The sequence below is a fragment of the Mesorhizobium sp. MC2-1-1 genome (assembly GCF_057597255.1).
In genome coordinates, this window is the sequence record NZ_CP195205.1 from 4300916 (window position 1) to 4324109 (window position 23194).

A 23194-nucleotide genomic window follows, 5' to 3' on the forward strand; every position below is an offset into this window, starting at 1 on the left:
AAGGTGTTTCCCGGGAAAGACAGCTTCAGCGACCCATCCGGCTATGAGCCCGGTATGTCGTAGATCGCCCGGACCTCGATGGTGCCGAGTTCGGCCAGCGGAATGCCGTCGGCGATCTCCAGCGCCTCGGCAAGGTCCGCCGCCTCGACCATGACGAAGCCGAGCAACTGCTCCTTGGTCTCGGCGAACGGCCCGTCGGTCACCACCGCCTTTCCCTTGCGCCGCCTGAGCGACTTCGAGGTCTTCACCGATTGCAGCGCCTGCGCGACGACCAGCTTGCCTTCACGGTCGAGCGCCCTGTCATAGGCAAGCGAGTCGGCATCGAGCTTTGCCGCGCGCTCTGGCGCCAGGGCGAAGAGGTCCTTTTCCTCGCCATAGACCAGCAGGACATATTTCATTTGGAGCTTCCTTTCGCTGACGCATCATGGAAGGCGGCGGTGTCGGTTTTGCCTGCTGTCGCTACGTGGTCGAGCAGGCATGCCGCGACGCCGATGATGGCGATGGCCGCCGCCAGCCGGCCGAAGCCGGGCGCCGGCGAATCCAGCCAGAATTCTTCAAGTCGCATGCCTCTTCGTCCCGGCCTTCCCCAGATCGCAAGATACAGATTGTCCATCCTTGATCTCCATCGGCCGTGAATGGCCGCCCACAGGACGGTCGGACCGATGGGAAGTCGACATTCTTGCACGCAGTTTTTCGATAAGTTTCGACGCGCCTTGCGCGAAGATAATCATGTCAGGCCATGGATGGTCTTCCGGCCCGCCCGCGCTATAGTTCAGGAGAACGCCGGCGCCCGCCGGCGCAACCCCAACAGACCAGGAGGACTCCATGGACCGCACCGCTAACGCCGTCTGGAAAGGTAATCTGACGGAAGGCAAGGGCACGCTCGACACGCAGAGCGGCACCTTGAAGGGCACGCCCTATTCGTTCAAGGCGCGCTTCCAGGACGAGAGCGGCAAGTCCGGCACAAATCCGGAAGAGCTGATCGCCGCCGCGCATGCGGGCTGCTACGCCATGCAGCTGTCGCATTTTCTGGCGGAGAACGGCACCCCCGCCGCCGAGCTCGACGCCAAGGCCGTGGTGACGCTGGTTCCCGGCACCGGCATCACCGGCAGCGCCATCACCCTGGTCGGCAAGGTGCCGGGCATCGACGCCGCGAAGTTCAAGGAGCTGGCCGAGAAGGCCAAGGCCGAATGCCCGGTCTCAAAGGCCCTCGGCGCCATCAAGGTGTCGCTGGACGCGAAATTGGGGTGATGCAGATTGCGCGGGGCAGCGATCCTTCGCTGTCCCGCCGACATTTCCGCTAATGGGCCTACAGGCCGAGCGCCTCGATCTTCGCCCGCAACGCCGCGACCTCCTCCTCCAGCGCCCTGACCCGCGCTTCGAGATCGGGATCCGATGACGACGCCGGCGGCTGCCACGGCGCGGCCACCGCCGCCTCCACCGGCCCGCTCAGGAGATGCACATAGCGCTCCTCGCGCTGGCCGGGCGCGCGTTCGAGCAGTTGGATCAGCGGCGGCCGGCGGCCGATCATAAGGTCCAGATTGTCGCGCAGCTCCTCGATCGAGGCAAAGCGCGCCATGCGTTCCGAGCGGGCAAGCAATTCGTGCGCGGTCTGCGCGCCGCGCAGGAGCAACAGACCGATCACGGCGATCTGCGGCGTGGTGAGCGAAAAACGCTGCGCCATCTGATGCTCGTAGCGCTCGACCCGCGAGGCGAAGGCCTGGCGCACCAGCCCCTTCTGCTCCAGCGTGCTCAGCGCCCGCCTGACCTCGGTCAATTCCAGCGCCATGACAGGCTCGCGCGCCGTCTTCTGGTTGGCGGCCTGATGCGCGCCGTTCAGCGTCAGCGGATAGACATCCGGCGTCAGCTCCTTCTTCTCGATCAGCGAGCCGAGTACGCGCGCTTCGACGGCGGAGAGAACGGGGAGATCGGTCATTGGTTGTCTATCCTTTGATAGCTGGAGGGACAGCACCTCCTTCTGGCCTGCCGGCCATCTCCCTCGCAAGGGGGGAGATCAGCAGCTTCTACGCCGCTTGCCTATTCTTGCAACGCTGGAGATTGGCGAAAGCCAAAATGACAGCCGATCTCCTCCGTTGTGGCGGAGAATGTCCGGCGGGACAGAAGGGGAGCGAAGGCTCGCTACCTGCGAGTAAGGCCCGCGAGAACTAAACCCTTCTCTCCACCATCATCTTCTTGATCTCGGCGATCGCCTTCGCCGGATTGAGCCCCTTCGGGCAGGTCTGGGCGCAGTTCATGATGGTGTGGCAGCGATAGAGCCGGAACGGGTCTTCGAGGTTGTCGAGCCGCTCGCCCGTCGCCTCGTCGCGGGAATCGATCAGCCAGCGATAGGCCTGCAGCAGCACCGCCGGGCCGAGATAGCGGTCGCCGTTCCACCAGTAGCTCGGGCAGGAAGTCGAGCAGCAGGCGCACAGGATGCATTCGTAAAGCCCGTCGAGCTTCGCGCGATCCTCGTGGCTCTGCAGCCATTCCTTGGCGGGCTCCGGCGACACCGTCTTCAGCCAAGGCTCGATCGAAGCATGCTGGGCGTAGAAATTGGTGAGATCCGGCACCAGGTCCTTGATCACCGGCATATGCGGCAGCGGATAGATCTTCACGGCGCCCGAAATGTCTTCGGCGCCCTTGGTGCAGGCGAGCGTGTTCGAACCGTCGATGTTCATGGCGCAGGAGCCGCAAATGCCCTCGCGGCAGGAGCGGCGCAGCGTCAGCGTCGGATCGATCTTGTTCTTGATCCACAACAGCGCGTCGAGCACCATCGGGCCGCAATCGTCCATATCGACGAAATAGGTGTCCATGCGCGGGTTTCCGCCGTCATCCGGCGACCAGCGGTAGATGCGGTATTCGCGCAGATTGGTGGCGCCTTCCGGTTTCGGCCAGGTCTTGCCCTGCTGAACCTTGGAATTCTTGGGTAGCGTGAGTTCGACCATTACCTGCGGTCCTTTCGGATGACGAGCTTCAGCCCGGACCAGATTTCGTTGATGGCGGCGACCTTGACGTCGACCAGGTCGCGCTTCAGCGCCTCCGACCGGATCACGTCCTCGGTGACGTCTGTCGCCACTTTCGAGGCCTTCTTCGGCCAGGAGACCCACACCGTGCCATCGCGCTTGATCGCCATCTCGATGCCGGCCAGGCCGTCCTCGATCTCGGCGCGCTGCCGGGTGAAGGCGTGCACGGCATCGTATTTCTGGCGGCCCGAGATCGCCGCCCAAGCGGGGGGCCGGTCGACCTTGGCGAAGGACACCGCGTCAGCCAGATCATCGAGCTCCGGCGGCAGCGCGATGAAGGCGGCAACCATGCCGTCCCTCAGGCCGAGCTTGGCCGGAAGGGGCGTGCCGGAATATCCCGCGGCCGCCGATGCCACGATCAATACACCCTGGCCTTCGGCGCGATCTTGGCCGGGTTGATGCCGCCGTCCTTTTCCGCCAGCAGCGTCTCGGTATGCACCGGCCGGTAGGTGAGCGTCACCTTGCCGTCTTCGCTGACACGGGCCAGCGTATGCTTGCGCCAGTTGGCATCGTCGCGCGCCGAGAAATCTTCCCGCGCATGCGCGCCGCGGCTCTCCTTGCGCGCCTCGGCGCCGTGGACCGTGGTGATGGCGTTGACCATCAGGTTTTCCAGCTCCAGCGTCTCGACGAGGTCGGAATTCCAGATCATCGAGCGGTCGGTGACCTTGATGTCCTTGAGCTCGCCCCAGATCTCGGAAACGCGCTTGCAGCCTTTTTCCAGCGAATCCTGCGTGCGGAAAACCGCCGCGTCTTCCTGCATCGCCCGCTGCATCTTCTCGCGCAGCACCGCCGTCGGCGTCGAGCCATTGGCGTGGCGCAGCCTGTCGAAGCGGTCCATGATCTTCTCGACCGAGGCCGCGTTGGGCGAGGGGATAGCGGACTTGCGGTCGATCACCTGGCCGGCGCGCAGCGCCGCGGCGCGGCCGAACACGACGAGGTCGATCAGCGAGTTCGAGCCCAGCCGGTTGGCGCCGTGCACCGACGCGCAGCCGGCTTCGCCCACCGCCATCAGGCCGGGCAAAACGCGATCCGGGCTCTCGGCCGTCGGGTCGAGCACTTCGCCCCAATAATTGGTCGGCACGCCGCCCATGTTGTAGTGCACCGTCGGCAGCACGGGGATCGGCTCTTTGGTGAGGTCGACGCCGGCGAAGATCTTCGCCGATTCCGAGATGCCTGGCAGCCGCTCATGCAGCACCGCCGGGTCGAGATGGTCGAGATGCAGGAAGATGTGATCCTTCTTCGGCCCGACGCCGCGGCCTTCGCGGATCTCCATCGTCATGCAGCGTGAGACCACGTCGCGCGAGGCGAGGTCCTTGGCCGACGGCGCGTAGCGCTCCATGAAGCGCTCGCCCTCGGAATTGACCAGATAGCCACCCTCGCCGCGCGCGCCTTCGGTGATCAGGCAGCCGGCGCCATAGATGCCGGTCGGGTGGAACTGCACGAACTCCATGTCCTGCAACGCGAGCCCGGCCCTGGCTGCCATGCCGCCGCCATCGCCGGTGCAGGTATGCGCCGAAGTGGCGGAGAAATAGGCGCGGCCATAGCCGCCGGTCGCCAGCACCACCATCTTGGCCGAGAAACGGTGGATGGTGCCGTCATCGAGGTTCCAGGCCACCACGCCGGTGCAGGTGCCGTCCGGCTCCATGATCAGGTCGAGCGCGAAATACTCGATGAAGAACTGCGCGTTGTTCCTCAGCGACTGGCCATAAAGCGTGTGCAGCATGGCATGGCCGGTGCGGTCGGCGGCCGCACAGGTGCGCTGCACCGGCGGGCCCTCGCCGAAATTCATCATCATGCCGCCGAAGGGCCGCTGGTAGATCTTGCCTTCTTCCGTGCGCGAGAAGGGCACGCCGTAGTGCTCGAGCTCGTAGACCGCCGCGGGCGCCTCGCGCACCATGTATTCCTGCGCGTCGATATCGCCCAGCCAGTCCGATCCCTTGACGGTGTCGAAGAGGTGCCACTGCCAATTGTCGGGGCCCATATTGGCGAGCGAGGCGGCGATGCCGCCTTGCGCGGCAACGGTGTGCGAGCGCGTCGGGAACACCTTGGTGATGCAGGCGGTGCGCAATCCCTGCTCGGCCATGCCGAGCGTGGCGCGCAGGCCGGCGCCGCCGGCGCCTACGATCACGACGTCGAATTTGTGGTCGACAAAGCTATAGGCGGAAGCCGTGTTGCTTGTATCCTTGGCCAAGGCCTCAGCCTCCGAATGCGAGTTTGAGCAGGGCAAACAGCGAAGCGACGCCGACTGCCACGCAGAAGAATGTGTTGAGCGCGATCAGCGCCAGTTTCATGCCTTCGCCATGCACATAGTCCTCGATGATGACCTGCATGCCGAGCCGCATGTGGTAGAGGCCGGAGATCAGCACCAGCGCCAGCACAAGCGCCACGAACGGATTGGCGAGTGCTGCCCGCACTTCCGTGTAGCCGTGGCCGTTGACCGCGATCAGGAAGCCGACGAAGAACAGGAGCAGCGGGATGTTGGCGATCGCCGTCAGCCGCTGGCGCCAGAAATGCTGCGTGCCTTCGCGGGCCGATCCCAGGCCGCGCACCTTGCCGAGCGGCGTGCGCATATCGGTGGTGTTGCCACTCATGCCAGGCCTCCGCGAGCAATGTAACCTGCGATCCAGACCAGGAGCGTAAGCACGACCGAGCCGGCGAGCGTTGCCCAGGCGATCCTAGACGCGGTGTGTTTTTCCAGCCCCGCCCCGGTGTCCCAGACGAGGTGGCGCAATCCGCCCAGCATGTGGTGCATCAGCGCCCAGGTGTAGCCGAAGAGAATCAGCCGGCCGAGCCAGGAACCGAAGGCCCAGTCTACCCGGTCGAAGGCCGCCTGAGAGCTCGAGGCCGCGATCAGCCAAGCGGCCACCAGCAGCGTGCCGAAGTAAAGCGCGCCGCCGGTGATGCGATGGATGATCGACATCGTCATCGTGATCGGCGGCCGGTAGATTGTCAGATGCGGCGAGAGCGGCCGTTCATGTCTGGCAACTGCGCGGGTGGCTGGTGATTTGCTCATGGCTCCCCCAGTTCGGCATCCTTGAAGCCGGGATGGGAATGCGGCGTTTGCCGCCCTGATATATGGCTCCGGACAGGCGGTTTCTAATGCTCTTTTTGCACCGCGTCAAAGCCGGAAAATCGTTTTGGAAACATCATTTAGTCTGACAAAACTGGCGGTCGTGCGCTTCAATCGATTAGCGGCTGTTTCGAAGCCGGCACAGCGTTCGCTGCATCGCAGCAAGATCGCGCCGAGTTGGTTGAAATTGAGGTCAGGCCAAGTCGAAAACGGCAGGTTCCGAGAACCGGAGCGAAGCGTACCTAAAGTACGTGAGCACCGGAAGCGCAGGAAGCTGCCGTTTACAGGCCGGCCTCACCTGGAGATCAGCCCACCCGCTACCTTCTGCAGGTCTGCGGGGTGGACCCCCGCTTCATCACCAGCGCCTCGCGTCCGTCGATCACGATTGCGTCATGCGTCGCCGCTTCCTGGTAGCGGCTGCTCTGGTTGGCGGGCGATGCCGCGAACTCCTCGGCCGTGCCATCCGGCCGGACCACGCGCAGCGACGATCCGAGATTCTGGATGGTGATCATGCCGCCATTGCCGCATCTGTAGGTGGCCGTCCCGATGCCGGATCGCGGCACGGTAAGGTCGGTGATGGTCTTGGTCGGTGGTGGGGCGGGCGTCTTGGGAGCAGCAATTGCCGGAGCCGTGGCCGGGTACGCGGGCGTTGACGGTACAGGCGCCGCCGCCGAGGCGGCGGCGGAGGGCGTGGTCGTAGCGGGCAAAACAGCGGGCGCCGCGACATTGGCCGCCTTGGGCGCATTGTCCTGCGGCACGCAGGCCGCGGCCGCGAGAAGCAGCGGGATCGCGATCGACACCCGAACCGTGTAGCCAAAGCTCATGCGCTGCCCCTTTCGTGCGCGGCACGCTAGCCACGCGGCGCACCAAGATCAAGTTCACGCCGGCTTCAAGGCCCGCTCCTTGGCGGGCGGGAGGTCGACCACACCGAAATTAACCATGTTTCTTGAGAACCGGCGTCGAAGCCTCTCCGCCTCTTAACAAAGGTTAAGAAAAGGTTAATTTCCGATTCGAACCGGATTTCGTGCGCGGCTGCCGCGCCGAGCAACAGGAGAGCGACATGCGTTCGAATTCAGTGCGGACCAGCCTCGCCGGCGCGTCGCTGGCAGCGCTCGTCATGACCATCGCCGCGCCGGCGGAAGCTGGACTGCGTCATCACGACCGCGTCTATGCCGATTCCTTCGGCAATCTGGTCATCGACAGCGCCGCAGGCTACAAGCGCATCATCGTTGGCGGGGGCAAGCTGGCCGGGAAGCTTTCCGAGTACAGCAGCGCCGGCCAGCCGGATGTCGTCTATGACCACGCGGACGAGGCTGGCGCGCCGGGCTGCTACCAGCCGCCGGTGCTCGTAAAAGGCCGCTCCTACATGTACGGGCTTTCAGACGGCGAGATGCCTAATCTCAGCCCTTGCCGTTGAAGATCGTCGGCGTGTGGCGGCGCCGCGCCCCGATTGATACGCGCACGCAGTCGCGGCCGGCATTCTTGGCTTCATAAAGCGCGGCGTCTGCTCGCCGCAAAAGATCGGCAAAACCCTCATCGGCAGCAAGCTCCGCCACGCCGAAGCTGGCGCTGCAGCGATGGTCGGCGGGTAGGCCCTCGATCGGCAAGGCGCTGAACGCGTTGCGCGCGCCCTCCGCGAACAGCCGGGCGGCGGCAAGATTGGTGCCGGGCAGGATGATGGCGAACTCCTCGCCGCCGATACGGCCCGCGACATGGTGATCGGCGGCGGCTTCGCGCAGGAAACCGGCGAACGCCTCGATGACCCGGTCGCCGCATGCATGGCCGTAGGTGTCGTTGATGTTCTTGAAATAATCGAGATCGGCGATCACCAGCGCCACCGGCACCCCGCGCCGGACGGCGTCACGGATGGCACGGTCCGCGTGGCGCTCGAAGCCGCCGCGATTGAACAGCCGCGACAATGTATCCGTCTCCGATTTCGAGGTCGCCTCGGCCAGCGCGTCGCGCACCAGGACGGCTAAGGCAAGCAGCGCCAGCGCCAGTCCGAACACGGTGCCTAGCGATTGCGATACCAGCGCGTAGCGGGTCGTGACATAGGCCTGCGGGTCGGCGCCCCAGCCCCCCAACGCCCCCGCGATCAAAGGCTTGGAGGCAAACTGCAGGGCGCTGGCGCCGAGCACCAGCGCCAGCATGAGGTCGAGCCACGCAAGCCTTTGCCGGGAATTAAGTACAATCCCCAGCGCCGCCAATTGCATGACGGCGTAGGGAAACTGGTAGGCCATCATGCGCGTGAGCGACTGGCGTGGCAGGTCCTGCACCAGATAGACGGCGACGGAGGCGACGACTAGGAAGCACAGCATCAGCGCCCAAGGTGGCCGCACGCCATATTTATGGGCCAGCCCGCCATTGAAGACGATGGTCGCCCCGAGGAACACGGCGAAGGCCGTGACGACCGGCACGCGAGCGTCCGCGAAGGCGGGGATGCTGACCTCGATGACGCAATAGACCATGCCGAGCAGGTAGCTGAAGGCAAGCCAGCGCGCCGGCTTTCGCCCGGTGCCGTGGACGGCGACCGCCATGAACGCCGCCGCAAGGAGCCCGGCGACGAGCATGTTGATCATCAATATGAAGTCGGCGCTGCCCATGTCTTCCTTCGTCGGATGTCCGGACAGAAAACCATCGGCGGGCGAAAATCACGTTAACGCCAACCATAGCGCGAAACCGCATAGGGCCTGGACCGCCTGCGTCAGCCAATCTCACCCGGCAGCGAGCGGTTCGGCAACGAAAACCGTTTCGGGACGCTCGTAAGAAAGGCGCACGCTGTTGCGGCCGTTCTTCTTGGCCTTGTAAAGCGCCTCGTCGGCGCGCCGCATCAATGGCATCAGCCCTTCCGTGCCGGAGCGGGCGGCGACGCCGAAGCTTGCCGTGACCCTGGCGCCGGGCGGCAGGCCATCGACCGCGCCGGCCGAATAGAAGGCGCGGATTGCCTCGGCAAAGAGCCTTGCCGAGGCAAGGTCGCAGAGCGGCAGAAGCACGGCGAATTCCTCGCCGCCAATACGGCCCGCGGCCCCGCGCACGCCGGTGGCGGAACGCAGTTTGGCGGCGAAGTCGGCGATCACCCGGTCGCCGGCCTCATGCCCGTACTGGTCGTTAAGCGCCTTGAAATGGTCGAGGTCGGCCAGCACCAGCGCGACGGGAAAGCCGGCCTTGCCGCACTGGTCGAGCAACTGGGCCGACCGCTCCTCGAAGCCGCGGCGGTTAAGTATGCCCGAGAGCGGATCGGTATGTGTTTCCGCCTTGAGCGCTTTCATCACGTCGAGCGCCGCCGCGGTGAACAGCGAAAGCGCGATCGTTAGCGATAGCAGCGCTTGCAGCAGCAGCGCCGTTGTCCAGTAGGAGGATGCATAAAGATCGGCGTAGCTCTTGAACGGTCCGTGCGCGATGATGACAGCCAGGGTCCGAACGAAGAAGTTCAGCCCGGAAAGCAATGCCAGGACGAACAGCATCCTTTCGGTCGGGCCATTGTCGCGTATCACGCGCAGTTCCGCGGCGGCCAGCAGGCTGATGCCGCCGAGCGCGAAATTGACGACGAGAATCCGCCACGTCAGGTCCGGTTGAACAAATAGAAACCAGCAGAATGCAGCCATGCCGCTACCTGCCAGCACGCCGATCCCGGCGTAAGGCACGGGCCGGCCGTAACGCGCGACGATGGCGCCGACCAGACAGGACCCGGAAACGCAGAAGCACAGATTGGACAAGAACTTGGACGGCGCCAGGCCGACCGGCAGAGTGAAATGCTGGAACAGGAAGCCGCCCCCGGCGAAAGCATAGCTTGCCGCCAGGACGGCGAGATATGGCCGATTGCGCTGATAGGACCAAAGCACGGCGAATGCAGCGCCGAGCACCAGCGCTATCGCCGGATTGAGCAGCGCTATGAGCAGACCAGTGTCCAAAGGACTGCGACTTTCCCCAACTTACCCAGGGAGAGATACTAAGGCGCAAGCCCAAACAAGCGGTTAAGCCCGTGATGAACATCATGCGGAACCGGCCTGCCGGAGCGGCGTTGTCCGGCCTGACGGGAGACGCCAGTCAGGAGAGAATCTAGATGGCCGACACGATCACTTTGACGAACCACGACGAAATTCGCTCCTGGGCGGCGGCGCGCGCCGGCTTCCCAGCTATCGTCGACGTCTCGCCCGAGGCGGGCACGCAGGCCATGTTGCGGCTGGTTTTTGGACAGAACGCCTATGAAGACACCGACCGCCCGGAGCGTCCGATCAATGCCGGCGGTTACGAACTCGTGGAATGGGACGAGTGGTTCAAGATCTTCGACGACCGCCAGTTGGCATTGGTCGTCGCCGCCGACCAGCCAGGTCGGCGCGAGGAGTTTCACCAGATCATTCGCAGATAGCTCGCTGAAAAGGCAAAAGGCCCGGAACCTGTCCGGGCCTTTGTTGAGAGAGGCAGCCGGCCCTATTTCCAGTCGCGGATGTCGACGAAGTGGCCGGCAATCGCGGCCGCAGCCGCCATGGCCGGAGACACCAGGTGGGTGCGGCCCTTGAAGCCCTGCCGGCCCTCGAAATTGCGGTTCGAGGTCGAGGCGCAGCGCTCATGCGGCTTCAGCCGGTCGTCATTCATGGCCAGGCACATCGAGCAGCCCGGCTCGCGCCAGTCGAAGCCGGCGGCAACGAAGATCTTGTCGAGGCCTTCGGCCTCGGCCTGCTCCTTCACCAGGCCAGAGCCCGGCACGATCATGGCGTTGACGCGCGGATTGACCTTCTTGCCCTCGACCACCTTGGCGGCGGCGCGCAGATCCTCGATGCGGCCATTGGTGCACGAACCGATGAAGACGCGGTCGAGCGCGATGTCAGTGATCTTGGTTCCGGGCGTCAGCCCCATGTAATCGAGCGCGCGGATCTTCGACGTGCGCTTGTTCTCGTCCGCGATCTCCTCCGGATCGGGCACGATGCCCTGCACCGAGACGACGTCCTCGGGCGAGGAACCCCAGGAAACGATCGGCGGCAGCTTTTGCGCGTCGAGCACCACCACCTTGTCGAAATGCGCGCCTTCGTCAGACTTGAGCGTCTTCCAATAGGCAAGCGCCGCATCCCACGCCGCGCCCTTGGGCGCGCGCGGCTTGTCCTTGACATAGGCGAAGGTCGTCTCGTCGGGCGCGATCAGGCCTGCGCGCGCGCCGGCCTCGATCGACATGTTGCAGATGGTCATGCGCCCTTCCATCGACAGCGAGCGGATTGCCTCGCCGGCATATTCGATGACGTAGCCGGTGCCACCGGCGGTGCCGATCTCGCCGATGATCGCGAGGATGATGTCCTTGGCGGTGACGCCTTCGGGCAAGGTGCCGTCGACACGCACCAGCATGTTCTTGGCCTTGCGCTGGATCAGCGTCTGTGTCGCCAGCACATGCTCGACCTCCGACGTGCCTATGCCGTGCGCGAGCGCGCCGAAGGCGCCGTGCGTCGAGGTGTGGCTGTCGCCGCACACGATAGTCATGCCGGGCAGGGTAAAGCCTTGCTCCGGCCCGATGATGTGGACGATGCCCTGGCGGATATCGTTTTCGGAGTAGTACTCGATGCCGAAGTCCTTGGCATTCTTGGCCAGCGCCTCGACCTGGATGCGGCTTTCCTCGTTCTTGATGCCGAACTTGCGCTCGGGCGAGGTCGACACGTTATGGTCGACCACGGCCAGCGTCTTTTCCGGGTGCCGGACCTTGCGGTTCGACATGCGCAGGCCTTCGAAGGCTTGCGGGCTGGTGACCTCGTGCACGAGGTGGCGGTCGATATAGAGCAGGCAGGTGCCGTCGTCCTGGCGGTCGACGACGTGGTCGTCGAAGATCTTGTCGTAGAGGGTGCGCGGTGCGCTCATGTGCGTAAATCCGTCGATATGAGAACGGGAAAAGCACGCCGGTCGTCCGGCGCGATGACTGCAATCGGCCGGATCAGTTAAGTCGGCTGGTGAGCGCGCCACAGACCCGCGCGGAGAAACGCGACGGCAGGCGCTTTCTGTCCTGCAGCACGAAACCCTTGTAGGCCGGATCGCTGAAAAGCTTTTCCATGGCGGCGTAGATAGCAATGTTTTGGCTTTTCGGCAATTGGCGCGACGCTCCCCTTCTCCGCTCGTGGGAGAAGGCAAGGCAGCGCTCAAACCACCTCGAACACAAAGGTCTTCACCAGCGCTTGCGGATCGCCGATCGCGTAGCAGCGGAACCACGGGCTTTGCTCGGCCAGGCGCCATTTCCCCGCTTCGGACAGTTCGTCGAACACCGCCTGAAACCCGCCGCTCTCGAAAACCTGGTCGCGCACGGTGAAGATGGCGTGGCCGCCGCTCCTGGTGATGCGCACCAGCTCGTGCAGCCCCGAGGCCGGCGCATGGCCGATGGTGAAGACACCGGTCGAGAAGAAGGCGTGGAAATGCCCATCGGGCCAAGGCAGCGGCCCGCCGAGCATCGCCTTCTTCAGCTCGCTGTAGGCCGGTTTGCCATTGGCCTGCCGGCCGCCGGCGATCTTCAGCATGTCGTCGGAGAGGTCGAGCCCGGCGATGTCGCCATACCCCAATGCCTTGAGCGACGGCCCGGACAGCCCGGTGCCGCAGCCGGCGTCGAGCAGCGGGCCTTGCCCCCAGGGAACGTGGCGAGCCACCCAGGCGGTGATCAGGAACGGCAGCAGGTAGCCGAGCGAGGCCGTCTCGCTGTCATAGGTCGCGGCCCAGTCGGCATAGGCCTTGGCCAGTCCTTCCGGCGAGTCGGCGGAATAGACGGAGTCCAGCGCCGCATTGGCCTTGTCGAAATTCATGGGGCGTCTCCTCCGCGATATTAAGCTGAGAGATCGTAGCGCGGACTTTCGCGGCCGGCTATTCCCCGTGCTGTCGGCGCAGCTTCCGCTCCAGCGCCCTCAGCGCCAGCGACAGGCCGACTGTCAGGACGAGGTAGATATAGGCGACGATCGAATAGGTCTCGAAGAAACGGAACGAGCCGGCGGCATAGACCTTGCCGATCTGGGTGATGTCGGCGACGCCGAGCACGGAGACCAGCGAGGAATCCTTGACCATGGCGACGAAGTCGTTGCCGAGCGGCGGCAGGATCATGCGGATCGCCTGCGGGAACACGATCAGCCGGAAGCGCTGCGCGCGCGTCAGGCCGAGAGCCTTGGCGGCTTCGATCTGGCCTTTCTCGACCGACTGGATGCCGGCCCGGAACACTTCCGATATGAAGGCCGAATAGCCGATGGTCAGCGCCATGATGGCGCGCCACAGGAGCGAGACGTCGCGCACAAGGAGTTCGCCCATCAGGCCGGCGCCGTGCAGCGGCGCGGTCAGCGCGTTCCAGGCGGCGACGAAGGCCGGCGCACCGGCAAAGGCGATCCAGAACAGAAGCACCAGGATCGGCACGCCGCGGATGATCTCGACATAGAAGCGCGCGACCTGGCGCAGCCACTGTGACCCCGACAGCGCCATGAGCGCGATGCCAAGCCCGAGCGTGGAGGCCAGCGCGAAAGCGACCGCGGTGACGAAGATAGTGATGCCGATGCCCTTCGCCACGGTGGCGAAGACTTGCGCATAGAGGTCGCTGGACGCAATGGCGAGGGCGGCAGCCAATGCAAGCACGAGGGCCACCGCCAGCCACCAGGGGAACTCGGGTTTGGCGGTGGAGGACGGCGCTGCCATCAGGCGATGCTGGCGATGTGACGACGGCCCTGAAAGGGCAGCGCCAAGGGGCCCGATGTCAGCGCAACTTCCTGCAAACTCACTATGCGCAACAAGATGAGCTCTACTGCCCCATCTTGTAGTCGAGGAACCACTTCTTGTTGAGCTTGTCGAACGTGCCATCGGCCTTGAGCGCGGCGATGGCGGCGTTGACCGGCTTCACCAGGTCGGAACCCTTCGGAAAGATGAAGCCGAAATCCTCGGTGCCGAGCGGCCCGCCGATCAGCTTCAGCTTGCCTTCTGAAGCATCGACATAGCCCTGGCCCGCGGTGCCGTCGGTGAGCACCACGTCGACGTCGCCAGTCTTCAGCGCCTGCACGGTTGCGCCGAAAGTCTCGAACAGCTTGATGCGCGGGTTCTGCTCGTTGCCGTCGAGCACGCTGTAGACGGCGGTGTAGAACGGCGTGGTGCCGGGCTGGGCGCCGATCAGCCCGTCCTTGAAGGCGGCGAAGCTCTTGGCGTCGGTGAAGCGGTTTTCATCGCCGCGCACCAGCATGAACTGCTCCGAGCGCATATAAGGATCGGAGAAGTCGACCTTCTCCTTGCGATCGTCCTTGATGGTGATGCCGGTCATGCCGATGTTGTACTGGTTGTCGGAAACCGCCTGGATCATAGCGTCCCAGGAGGTGTTCTGGTACTCGACCTTGAAGTTCAGCCGCCTGGCGATCTCGTCCATCGCGTCATATTCCCAGCCGATCTGCTTGCCGGTCTTCTTGTCGATGAACTGCAGCGGCGGATAGGCGTTTTCCGTCACCACTACCACCTTGCGGCCCGCGAGGTCGGGCAAGTTCTCGGCGAGCGCGACGACGGGCGCGAGAAGGCACGCCATCATGGCGGCCAGCAGCAGTTTCGATTTGGTCATGACACACTCCCCGGAGGCAATTGGCCGCGCTGCAGTTGCGCGCCAGAGAAAAATCCGGCGCCGACTTTAGCTTGCCGTAAGCGCCTTGCAAGCCGGTCCGCGCCGCCGCGGACACGTCGGCGAGCAATCCGATACTCTTCAGGGATGGTTTTGAGGACGATCGTTGCGGCGATCAGTCCTGATCGGCCGTGGCCTCGCGCAACCCGGCGACCAGGCGGGTAAGGGTGCCGTGCAGGGCTTTGAGCTCGGCCCGCTCCAGCGGCATGCCGCAGGCAAGCCCTTCCTGCACGTCCTTCATCTTCGCCCGCAGCGCCTCACCCTTGGCGGTCGGTTCGACCAGCACCCGGCGCTCGTCGGCGCTATCGCGCCGGCGCGTGACGAGGCCGCCCGCTTCCATGCGCTTGATCAGCGGCGTCAGCGTCGCCGAATCGAGGCCAAGCGTCGCGCCGAGCTCGCCGATCGTGCTCGGCGAATGCTGCCACAGCGCGAGCATCGCCAGATACTGCGGATAGGTGAGCCCGAGCGGATCGAGCAGCGGCCGGTAGAGCTTGGTCATCAGCCCGCTCGCCGAGTAGAGCGCGAAGCAGAGCTGCTGGTCGAGGCGCGGCGCCTCGATCGCCCCGGCGTCCTGAGCCGGGGCTTGCCTGGTCCTGCTTTCGGTTTTCGTGGTCATGCAGCCTTTGCCGAGAGCGCCACGTCGATATTGCCACGGATAGCGTTGGAATAGGGACAGATCTTGTGTGCTTCCGATACAAGCGCCTCCGCGCCGGCCTGATCAAGCCCCTTGATCTCCGCCGCCAGCGCGACGCCGAGCCTGAAGCCGCCCTGGTCGTTCGGATGGAGGCTGACCGTGGACGTGACCGAAGCGTCCTCGAGCGGCAGCTTCTGCTGGCGGGCGATGAAGCGCACCGCGCTTTCGAAACAGGCCGCGTAGCCGACAGCGAAGAGCTGTTCGGGATTGGTGGCGCCGCCCTTGCCGCCGAGTTCCTTCGGCATCGCCAGATCGACCTTGAGCAGGCCGTCGCTGGTCTCGCCGTGACCGGCGCGACCGCCGCTGACATGAGCCTGGGTGCTGTAAAGTGCCGACATTCTCGTCTCCATTTAATTTGTACACGATTATTTAGTGTACAAGATAAATAACTGTCAACGATGCCGAAGCGGTTTTCCTGCGGCCAGCGATCACGGCCTGGTGAGATGAATGCGGCGGCCGAAACGAAAAAAGGCGGCCAAAGCCGCCTTTTTTAGAACTTGTCTCGCCAAAAGCTTATTCGGCGGAAGCAGCCTCGGCGGCGGCCTTCTTCTCCGCGGCTTCCTTGGCGGCCGTCTCGGCGGCCAGCGCCTGGGCGGCAGCGACCTTCTCGGCCTCGATGCGGGCGCGCTCGGCGTTCAGCGCATCACGCTCTTCGTCGTTCAGCTTGCGGGCGCGCACGCCGGTGTTTTCCGAAATGCGGGCAGACTTGCCGCGGCGGTCACGCAGGTAATAGAGCTTGGCGCGGCGAACCTTGCCGCGGCGCACGATCTCGACGCCCTCGACCATCGGCGAGTAGACCGGGAAAACGCGCTCGACGCCTTCGCCGTAGGAAATCTTGCGGACCGTGAAATTCTCCTGGAAGCCCGAGCCGGCGCGGGCGATGACGACGCCCTCATAGGCCTGGACGCGGGTGCGGGTGCCTTCGGTGACGCGCACCTGGACGCGCACGGTGTCGCCCGGCTGGAATTCGGGAAGCTTGCGCTTGGCTTCGATCTTGGCGGCCTGTTCGGCCTCGAGCTGACGGATGAGATCCATCTCAAATATCCACTTCTTGTTCTTCCGACAGTCAGAGCGTCCTGCGCTTGCCTTGCAGTTCCAATGACCGCTCGGCTATGCCCTCAGTCCCGAACGTTCTATCGGGGGACATCGGGCAGGGACGACTACACCGCACTTGTTGACGGGTCCGAAAGATCGTTCTTCCGGTTCGGGCGGGCACATACAGCGATTTTGCCGCTTTGTCACGCCTTTGTCGCTTCTTTTTTCTATGCCGCCGCGATCTTCCGAGGCCGGCACTTGCATAGGGTGCGCGGACTTTCTAAGCCGGGCAAGGCGTAACTCCTGTCCGGCGGCAATATTCCTCGATGTCGGTTTTCGATGTGGTCCTGCTCTTTATCGCAGGCTTTGTTTCAGGCGCAGCCAACGCGGTCGCCGGCGGAGGCACCTTCCTTACCTTCGGCGCCATGACGCTGGTCGGCCTGCCGCCGATCGTCGCCAACGCAACCTCCTCGGTGACGCAGCTGCCGGGCTACATTACCTCGACGCTCGCCTATTGGACCGACATCCGCCATTTCTGGCGCGGCGCCCTGCTTCTCTGCCTGATCTCGGCCCTCGGCGCGCTGGCCGGCTCGCTCATCCTGCTTGCGCTCTCCAATCCGTCGTTCCGCGCGCTCGTGCCCTGGCTGCTCATCGCCGCTACCGCGCTGTTTGCCGCCGGACCGTGGCTGAAGCCGGCGGCCGGGCCGGAACACCGGGCCTCGGTCGGTTCACTCATGGGTTCGCTCGCGCAGTTCGCGACCGCGGTCTATGGCGGCTTCTTCGGCGCTGGCATGGGGGTCATGATGCTGGCGACTCTCGGCCTCACCCAGGCCGGCGACTACCACCGCCTGAACGCGTTGAAGAACATGCTGTCGATCGTGATCGCGATTGTTGCCATCCTGGTCTTCGTTTCCGGAGGCGTCGTCGCGTGGCCGCACGCCATCGTCATGATCCCGGGCGTCGCGCTGGGCGGCTATGCCGGCGTGTGGGTCGCCAAGCGCGTGCCGCAGGCCGCGGTGCGCGGCTTCGTTGTCGTGGTCGGCCTGCTTCTGGCTTTCTACTACTTCACCAAGGGCTGAGCAGGCGCCAATAGGTCCGGCCGCCGCTCCTTGGTCAGCTTCTCCGCCTCGGCGCGCCGCCACTCGGCGATTTTCCTGTGGTTGCCGGAAATCAGCACCTCGGGGATTTGCCTGCCCTCGAACTCCTGCGGCCGCGTATAGTGCGGATGCTCGAGCAGGCCGTTCTCGAAACTCTCCTCGTCACCCGAGACCGCGTTGCCCATCACGCCGGGCAGCAGCCGCACCACCGCGTCGAGCAGCACAAGCGCCGCCGGCTCGCCGCCCGACAGGATGAAATCGCCGATCGAGACTTCCTCGAGCGCCCGCGCCTCGATCAGCCGCTGGTCGACGCCTTCGAAGCGCCCGCACAGGATGACGGCACCAGGCCCGGCCGCCAATTCGCGCACGCGCGCCTGTGTCAGCGGTTTGCCGCGCGGGCTCATCAAAAGGCGCGGACGCGGATCGCCTGGCGGCGAGGCGTGGTCGATGGCGCTCGCCAGCACGTCGGCGCGCATCACCATGCCGGCGCCGCCGCCGGCAGGCGTGTCGTCGACCGTGCGGTGCCGATCGGTGGCGAAATCGCGAATCTGGATGGCTTCCAGCGACCATGTGCCGGCCTCGAGCGCGCGGCCGGCCAGCGACAGGCCGAGCGGACCCGGGAACATCTCCGGATAGAGCGTCAACACCGACGCGGCAAAGCTCAACGGTTGCCCCCGGCGTCCTTCGGTCCGCGCGGCCTGCCCTTGGGGTCGAAGCCGGAATGCCCCGCCGCCTCGCCGTCCTCGTCCTCGACCAGCCCCGCCGCCAGCGGGTCGACGCGCACGAAACCCTGCGCGACCGATACTTCCGGCACGGCGGCCTGAGTGAACGGGATCAGCACGCCCTTGCGGCCGGCAAGCGTGACGTCGAGGATGTCGCCGCCGCCGAAATTGTGCACGGCGACAACCTTGCCGATGACGCCTGTCTCATCGCGGACTTCCAAGCCTATGAGGTCGGCGTGATAGAATTCGTCCTCCTCGCCGTCGTCCGGCAGCATCGAGCGGTCGACGAAAAGCTCGGTGCCGGCCAAGGCCTCGGCGGCATTACGGTCATTGACGCCCTTGAAGCGCACCACCACCACCGTGCCGGCCGGCCTGATATCGTTGATATGGAAGGCACGGCCATCCTTGGCATAAAGCGGGCCGTAATCGGCCAGCGCCAGCGGGTCGCCGGTGAAGGTCTTGACCCGCAATTCGCCCTTGATGCCGTGCGCGGCGCCGATAACGGCCATCTGGACGGGGTTTTCGGGCTTGGTCATCGGCAGCGCTTCCTTTGCCCTGCTCTAATCCCCTCCGGCCATCATTTCAATGATCGCCTCTTCACCGCTTCCTAACCTCGCCGCCGGAGAATGTCCTGAAATCGGAAAACACCCATGCAGGAATTCCTCATCCCGGCGAGACCGGATCTGCAGGCGGCGCGAGACACCTGGCTGAAAGCACTGGCGCATGAGCGCCGGCTGTCGCCGGAGACGGTCGAGGCCTATGAGCGCGACACCCGACAGTTCCTGCATTTCCTGACCGGACATCTCGGCGGCCCGCCGGGCATTGCCGACATCGCCGACCTGCGCCCTGCCGACCTGCGCGGCTTCCTTGCCAAGCGCCGCAACGAAGGCGCGGGCGCACGTACGCTGGGCCGCGGCCTTGCCGGCATCCGCTCGCTGCTGCGCTTTCTGGAACGACGCGGTCTGGTCAACGCGGCCGGCGCGTCGGCATTGCGCGCGCCGCGCCAGCCGAAATCGCTGCCCAAGCCGCTGACGGCAAGCGACGCCAGGCAGGTCGTGGCGATGGAGGGCCAACTGGCTGAAGAGCCATGGATCGCCGCCCGTAACGCCGCGGTGCTGACGCTGCTCTACGGCTGCGGCCTGCGCATTTCGGAAGCGCTCGGCCTGACCGGTGGCGACCTCGCTTCCGAGGCCGACACCGTGCTGCGCGTCACCGGCAAGGGCGGCAAAACGCGGCTGGTGCCGGTGCTGCCGGTGGCCCAAAGGGCGGTTATGGAATATCGCCGGCTTTGCCCCTTCCATATCGCTCCCGAGGCACCGCTGTTTCGCGGCGCCCGCGGCGGCCCGCTCAACCCGGCCATCGTACAGCGCGACATGGCGAAGCTGCGCTCGGCGCTGAATCTGCCCGACACCGCGACGCCTCATGCTCTGCGGCATTCCTTCGCCACCCATCTGCTCGGTCGGGGCGGCGACCTGCGCACCATCCAGGAACTGCTCGGCCACGCGAGCCTGTCGACCACGCAGATCTACACCGGCGTCGACACCGCAAGGCTGCTCGACATCTACGAGAAGGCGCATCCGCGTGCCTGAACGGGCGGCACTTCAAACAATTTCAGCCCCCCGGTTAACCGTTTTGCCGCTTTTCGGCGCTAGAACGCCTCCCATGAAACGCGTCATTGCAATCGCCGACCGCGCGGCCCTTGTCTCGTTGAAGCTGCTTGCAGCGCTCAACCTGCTGTTTTTCCTGTCCTTCGTCGTCGTTTTGCTACTGGCGAGCCGGGCGCATGCCGAAGCGCCAGGTTGCGCCGGCACCGATCTTTTGACCGCGCTGGAAAAGAACGACCCCGCGGCGTTCAGGAAGGTCGAAGCAGAGGCGGCGGCCGTGCCCAATGGCAAGGGTCTGCTGTGGAAGCTGGAGAAGCCGGGCGAGAAGCCATCCTATCTGTTCGGCACCATGCACATGACCGATACGCGCGTCACCACGCTGCCTGAACCCGCCCGGAAAGCCTATGACGGCGCCAGCACAATCGTCATCGAAACCACCGATGCGATGGACAAGGCCAAGATGATGGCCGCGATGGCGAGCGAACCCGGCCTGATGATGTTCACCGACAACACCACGCTGTCGTCGCTGCTGTCGCCGGACGATGCGGCGGCGCTGAACAAGGGGCTCGACGCGCGCGGCATTCCGCCGGCGACGGTCGCCAAGATGAAGCCGTGGATCCTGTCGGCAATGATGGCGTTGCCGGCCTGCGAAGTGGCGCGCCAGTCCGCCGGCGATCCCGTCCTCGACATCAAGCTCGCTTCCGACGCCAAGGCTTCGGGGAAAAAGGTCGAAGGGCTTGAAACCGCCGTCGACCAGTTGCGCGCCATGGCTTCGCTGCCGCTCGAATTCCATATGAAAAGCCTGGTCGAGACGATGAAGCTCGGCGACAAGGTTAATGACGTCAACGAAACGATGATCGTGCTCTACCAGCGTGGCGAGATCGGCATGTTCTGGCCCCTGTTCCGGGCTGTGCTGCCGGAAACGGCCGACGACAAGGCCGGCTATGCCGCCTTCGAGCAGACCATGATCACGAGCCGCAACAAAGTGATGGCCGCGCACGCGGCCCCCATCCTGGCCAGGGGCGGCGTCTTCATCGCCGTCGGCGCCATGCATCTGCCCGGTCCGGAAGGACTGGTCGAGGATTTTCGCAAGGCAGGATATACTGTCAGCGCCGTCAACTGAGTCGTCTGGCGGCTGGCGGACCTGAAAACGCCGGTTTTTCAGCGCTTTCCGTCCGTCCGCGTGAAACCCGTTGCGGGACCTGCGCGTTGATGGCTGTTATTTTGATGACTTTCATCCAAAGGAGGACACGTTTCATGGCGAACCCCAACGACCCATTCACCCCTTCGAGCACGCCTCCCAGGTCGGGTGGCGGCGGCAGCGGGTGGCTTATCGCCCTAGTTGTCATTATCCTGGCCATTGTTGCCTATTATGTCTTTGGCAGAAGCACGCATGCCCCGGCCCCGGCTGAACCGCCGGCGGCGAGCACGCCGGCGCCCGCGCCTGCAACGCCTGCCCCAGCGCCTGAGCCGGCGCCCGCTCCGGCCCCTGCTCCAGCGCCAGCGCCAGCGCCAGCGCCAGCGCCAGCGCCGGCCCCGGCCCCGGCCCCGGCACCTGCCCCGGCGCCCGCCCCTGCACCTGCACCGGCGCAGTAATCGGGCTACAACTTGACGACAAACGGCCCGCCGAAAGGCGGGCCGTTTGCTTTGTGGCGCTGTCTCGAGCTTTGGAAAAACTCGTCACACGGGACTGGCCGGCCAGGGCAGCCGATGGCGCAGCTCTTCGACCAGAACCCGCTCATTTTCCGAATAATCGATCGGAACGACGACAAGATTAACGCCACCGGCGGCAAAGGCCTGATCGAGGGCAGGTCTCAACTCGGCGATGGCGCCTACCTTGGTGCCCTTGGCGCCGTAGGCTTCGGCATAGCGGACGAAATCGGGATTCCCGAAGGTCATGCCGAAATCGGGAAAATCGTCGACCGCCTGCTTCCAGCGGATCATGCCGAAGGCATTGTCCTCAATGATCAGCACCACGAGGTTGAGCTTCAGCCTGACGGCGGTTTCCAGCTCCTGGCTGTTCATCATGAAGCCGCCATCGCCACAAACCGCCATGACGCGGCGTTCCGGAAAAAGCATCGCCGCCGTCATCGCCGACGGCAGGCCGGCGCCCATCGTGGCCAGCGCATTGTCGAGCAACAGCGTGTTGGCGACGCGCGTGCGGTAGTTGCGCGCGAACCAGATCTTGTACATGCCGTTGTCGAGCGCCAGGATGCCGTCGGCCGGCATCACTGCGCGCACGTCGTGCACCAGGCGCTGCGGGGTGAAGCGGTCCTCGGTGTCGCGCGCCGCGACGCGCCTCAATATCCCCTCGCGCAGCGGCAGCAGTGCCTGTGCGTTCGGAATGTTGCCTTCCAGGCGGTCGGCCAACAGCCTGAGCGAGGCGCCGATATCGCCGATAACCTCGGTTTGCGGGAAATAAACCTGTTCGACAGTGGCCGGCTGGTAGCCGACATGAATGACCTTCGGCCCGTCGGCGCCCATGATGAAGGGTGGCTTCTCGACCGTGTCGTGGCCGATTGTGATGATGAGATCCGCCCGCTCGATCGCTTCATGCACATAGTCGCGCTCGGACAACGCGGCCGTGCCCATATAGAGCTCGGTGCCACCCGGTACCGTGCCCTTGCCCATCTGGGTGGTGAAATAGGGAATGCCGGTCCGCAGGACGAACTGGGCGAGGTCGAGGTCGAGCGCGGCCGCGAGGCGGCGGCACCCATCATCGCCAGCGGCCGCTGCGCCTCGATGATCATCTGCGCGGCGCGGTCGAGCGCAAGCGGGCTCGCCAGCGGCAGCTCGACCGGGTGCGGCGGAATCGGCGCCACCGCGTCGCATTCTTCCGCGGCTATGTCCTCGGGCAGCTCCAGATGCACGGGTCCCGGACGCTCCTCGCCAGCCACGCGGAAAGCCTCGCGCACCACGCCGGGAATCATCCTGGGCGAAACGATCTGACGCGAAAGCTTGGTCAGGGGTTTCATCGCCGCCACGACGTCAACGATCTGGAAACGGGCCTGCCTGGACGACCTGACGCCCTTCTGCCCGGTGATCATGACCATGGGCATGGCCCCGAGCAGCGCGTAGGCCGCGCCTGTCGTCAGGTTCAGGGCGCCTGGGCCAAGTGTGGTGATGCAGACGCCGGGCCTGCCGGTGAGCCGGCCGTGGGTGGCGGCCATGAACGCGGCCGCTTGCTCATGGCGGGTCAGGATAAGCTCTATCGAGGATTTGCGAATGGATTCGACGACGTCGAGGTTCTCCTCGCCCGGTATGCCGAAGATACGGTCCACGCCTTCATTCTCGAGGGCGGCAACAAGCAGATCGGAGCCTTTGGACACAAGGTATCTCCTGGAGCGTTTCAC

27 protein-coding genes and 1 pseudogene are annotated in these 23194 nt (G+C 64.9%); 6 read left to right on the forward strand and 22 right to left on the reverse strand.

Annotation, left to right across the window (positions count from 1 at the left end; all coding sequences use genetic code 11):
• Positions 1–41 precede the first annotated feature (41 nt).
• Positions 42–398: a YciI family protein gene (locus tag ACR64R_RS21250; protein WP_487358233.1), complete on the reverse strand. Its 357-nt coding sequence runs from the start codon at positions 396–398 to the stop codon at positions 42–44.
• Positions 395–565 carry a hypothetical protein gene (locus ACR64R_RS21255; protein WP_487358234.1) on the reverse strand — a complete coding sequence of 57 codons (171 nt, stop codon included), beginning with the start codon at positions 563–565 and terminating at the stop codon, positions 395–397. The genes ACR64R_RS21250 and ACR64R_RS21255 overlap by 4 nt, the downstream gene beginning before the upstream one ends.
• Positions 566–825: 260 nt before the next feature.
• Here ACR64R_RS21255 and ACR64R_RS21260 point away from each other — a divergent pair, with 260 nt between their 5' ends.
• The gene (locus ACR64R_RS21260; protein ID WP_487358235.1) at positions 826–1251 is read left to right on the forward strand and encodes an OsmC family protein; all 426 of its coding nucleotides are present in this window, start codon (positions 826–828) and stop codon (positions 1249–1251) included.
• A gap of 58 nt (positions 1252–1309) precedes the next feature.
• Here the strand turns inward: ACR64R_RS21260 and ACR64R_RS21265 are convergent, their stop codons facing one another.
• The 7 genes from ACR64R_RS21265 to ACR64R_RS21295 form a co-directional block, all read right to left on the reverse strand.
• Entirely contained in the window at positions 1310–1936 is a 627-nt protein-coding gene (locus ACR64R_RS21265) for a YceH family protein (RefSeq protein ID WP_487358236.1), read from the reverse strand.
• A gap of 229 nt (positions 1937–2165) precedes the next feature.
• A complete protein-coding gene (locus ACR64R_RS21270; protein WP_487358237.1) occupies positions 2166–2945 on the reverse strand; it encodes a succinate dehydrogenase iron-sulfur subunit in 780 nt (259 codons plus the stop codon).
• Positions 2945–3379 carry a DUF3052 domain-containing protein gene (locus ACR64R_RS21275; protein WP_487358238.1) on the reverse strand — a complete coding sequence of 145 codons (435 nt, stop codon included), beginning with the start codon at positions 3377–3379 and terminating at the stop codon, positions 2945–2947. Before ACR64R_RS21275 ends, ACR64R_RS21270 begins: the two co-directional genes overlap by 1 nt.
• A gap of 2 nt (positions 3380–3381) precedes the next feature.
• Positions 3382–5214 carry a succinate dehydrogenase flavoprotein subunit gene (sdhA, locus tag ACR64R_RS21280; RefSeq protein WP_487358239.1) on the reverse strand — a complete coding sequence of 611 codons (1833 nt, stop codon included), beginning with the start codon at positions 5212–5214 and terminating at the stop codon, positions 3382–3384.
• A 4-nt stretch (positions 5215–5218) separates the two neighbouring features.
• The gene (gene sdhD / locus ACR64R_RS21285; RefSeq protein ID WP_487358240.1) at positions 5219–5614 is read right to left on the reverse strand and encodes a succinate dehydrogenase, hydrophobic membrane anchor protein; all 396 of its coding nucleotides are present in this window, start codon (positions 5612–5614) and stop codon (positions 5219–5221) included.
• Positions 5611–6036 (reverse strand): succinate dehydrogenase, cytochrome b556 subunit, encoded by a 426-nt coding sequence (sdhC, locus tag ACR64R_RS21290; RefSeq protein WP_487358241.1) that lies wholly within the window; start codon positions 6034–6036, stop codon positions 5611–5613. The genes sdhD and sdhC overlap by 4 nt, the downstream gene beginning before the upstream one ends.
• Before the next feature lie 374 nt (positions 6037–6410).
• Positions 6411–6917, reverse strand: a complete 507-nt coding sequence (locus ACR64R_RS21295) for a hypothetical protein (protein WP_487358242.1) — start codon at positions 6915–6917, stop codon at positions 6411–6413.
• 236 nt (positions 6918–7153) lie between these two features.
• Here ACR64R_RS21295 and ACR64R_RS21300 point away from each other — a divergent pair, with 236 nt between their 5' ends.
• Positions 7154–7510 (forward strand): hypothetical protein, encoded by a 357-nt coding sequence (locus ACR64R_RS21300; protein ID WP_487358243.1) that lies wholly within the window; start codon positions 7154–7156, stop codon positions 7508–7510.
• Here ACR64R_RS21300 and ACR64R_RS21305 read toward each other — a convergent pair.
• Positions 7494–8696, reverse strand: a complete 1203-nt coding sequence (locus tag ACR64R_RS21305) for a GGDEF domain-containing protein (protein WP_487358244.1) — start codon at positions 8694–8696, stop codon at positions 7494–7496. The two genes, ACR64R_RS21300 and ACR64R_RS21305, sit on opposite strands and share 17 nt — an antisense overlap.
• Positions 8697–8807: 111 nt before the next feature.
• Positions 8808–10004 carry a GGDEF domain-containing protein gene (locus ACR64R_RS21310; RefSeq protein WP_487358245.1) on the reverse strand — a complete coding sequence of 399 codons (1197 nt, stop codon included), beginning with the start codon at positions 10002–10004 and terminating at the stop codon, positions 8808–8810.
• 152 nt (positions 10005–10156) lie between these two features.
• On the opposite strand from ACR64R_RS21310, the gene ACR64R_RS21315 reads away from it, so the two are divergent.
• Positions 10157–10462, forward strand: a complete 306-nt coding sequence (locus ACR64R_RS21315; protein ID WP_487358246.1) for a hypothetical protein — start codon at positions 10157–10159, stop codon at positions 10460–10462.
• 62 nt (positions 10463–10524) lie between these two features.
• Here ACR64R_RS21315 and leuC read toward each other — a convergent pair whose 3' ends face one another.
• The 8 genes from leuC to rplS form a co-directional block, all read right to left on the reverse strand.
• A complete protein-coding gene (leuC, locus tag ACR64R_RS21320; RefSeq protein ID WP_487358247.1) occupies positions 10525–11934 on the reverse strand; it encodes a 3-isopropylmalate dehydratase large subunit in 1410 nt (469 codons plus the stop codon).
• A 73-nt stretch (positions 11935–12007) separates the two neighbouring features.
• Positions 12008–12160, reverse strand: coding sequence for a hypothetical protein (locus tag ACR64R_RS21325; protein WP_189341599.1), 153 nt, complete (start codon positions 12158–12160; stop codon positions 12008–12010).
• Positions 12161–12209: 49 nt separating this feature from the next.
• Positions 12210–12860 carry a class I SAM-dependent DNA methyltransferase gene (locus tag ACR64R_RS21330; RefSeq protein WP_487358248.1) on the reverse strand — a complete coding sequence of 217 codons (651 nt, stop codon included), beginning with the start codon at positions 12858–12860 and terminating at the stop codon, positions 12210–12212.
• Positions 12861–12918: 58 nt separating this feature from the next.
• Entirely contained in the window at positions 12919–13731 is an 813-nt protein-coding gene (locus ACR64R_RS21335) for an amino acid ABC transporter permease (protein ID WP_487358249.1), read from the reverse strand.
• A gap of 103 nt (positions 13732–13834) precedes the next feature.
• On the reverse strand, positions 13835–14632 hold the full coding sequence (locus ACR64R_RS21340; protein ID WP_487358250.1) for a basic amino acid ABC transporter substrate-binding protein: 798 nt from the start codon (positions 14630–14632) through the stop codon (positions 13835–13837).
• Between the two features lie 172 nt (positions 14633–14804).
• Entirely contained in the window at positions 14805–15305 is a 501-nt protein-coding gene (locus ACR64R_RS21345) for a MarR family winged helix-turn-helix transcriptional regulator (RefSeq protein ID WP_487358251.1), read from the reverse strand.
• A complete protein-coding gene (locus ACR64R_RS21350) occupies positions 15302–15721 on the reverse strand; it encodes an organic hydroperoxide resistance protein (RefSeq protein WP_487358252.1) in 420 nt (139 codons plus the stop codon). Before ACR64R_RS21350 ends, ACR64R_RS21345 begins: the two co-directional genes overlap by 4 nt.
• A gap of 175 nt (positions 15722–15896) precedes the next feature.
• Positions 15897–16418, reverse strand: coding sequence for a 50S ribosomal protein L19 (rplS, locus tag ACR64R_RS21355; RefSeq protein ID WP_095769549.1), 522 nt, complete (start codon positions 16416–16418; stop codon positions 15897–15899).
• Between the two features lie 326 nt (positions 16419–16744).
• On the opposite strand from rplS, the gene ACR64R_RS21360 reads away from it, so the two are divergent.
• The gene (locus ACR64R_RS21360; RefSeq protein ID WP_487358253.1) at positions 16745–17497 is read left to right on the forward strand and encodes a sulfite exporter TauE/SafE family protein; all 753 of its coding nucleotides are present in this window, start codon (positions 16745–16747) and stop codon (positions 17495–17497) included.
• Here the strand turns inward: ACR64R_RS21360 and trmD are convergent.
• Positions 17479–18180, reverse strand: coding sequence for a tRNA (guanosine(37)-N1)-methyltransferase TrmD (gene trmD / locus ACR64R_RS21365; RefSeq protein WP_487358254.1), 702 nt, complete (start codon positions 18178–18180; stop codon positions 17479–17481). The two genes, ACR64R_RS21360 and trmD, sit on opposite strands and share 19 nt — an antisense overlap.
• Positions 18177–18773, reverse strand: coding sequence for a ribosome maturation factor RimM (gene rimM / locus ACR64R_RS21370; RefSeq protein WP_487358255.1), 597 nt, complete (start codon positions 18771–18773; stop codon positions 18177–18179). Before rimM ends, trmD begins: the two co-directional genes overlap by 4 nt.
• Before the next feature lie 114 nt (positions 18774–18887).
• Here rimM and ACR64R_RS21375 point away from each other — a divergent pair, with 114 nt between their 5' ends.
• A complete protein-coding gene (locus tag ACR64R_RS21375) occupies positions 18888–19826 on the forward strand; it encodes a tyrosine recombinase XerC (RefSeq protein WP_487358256.1) in 939 nt (312 codons plus the stop codon).
• A 73-nt stretch (positions 19827–19899) separates the two neighbouring features.
• Positions 19900–20964 (forward strand): TraB/GumN family protein, encoded by a 1065-nt coding sequence (locus ACR64R_RS21380; RefSeq protein WP_487358257.1) that lies wholly within the window; start codon positions 19900–19902, stop codon positions 20962–20964.
• Between the two features lie 557 nt (positions 20965–21521).
• Here ACR64R_RS21380 and ACR64R_RS21385 read toward each other — a convergent pair.
• Positions 21522–23170: pseudogene (locus tag ACR64R_RS21385) on the reverse strand (acetolactate synthase large subunit).
• Between the last annotated feature and the right edge of the window lie 24 nt (positions 23171–23194).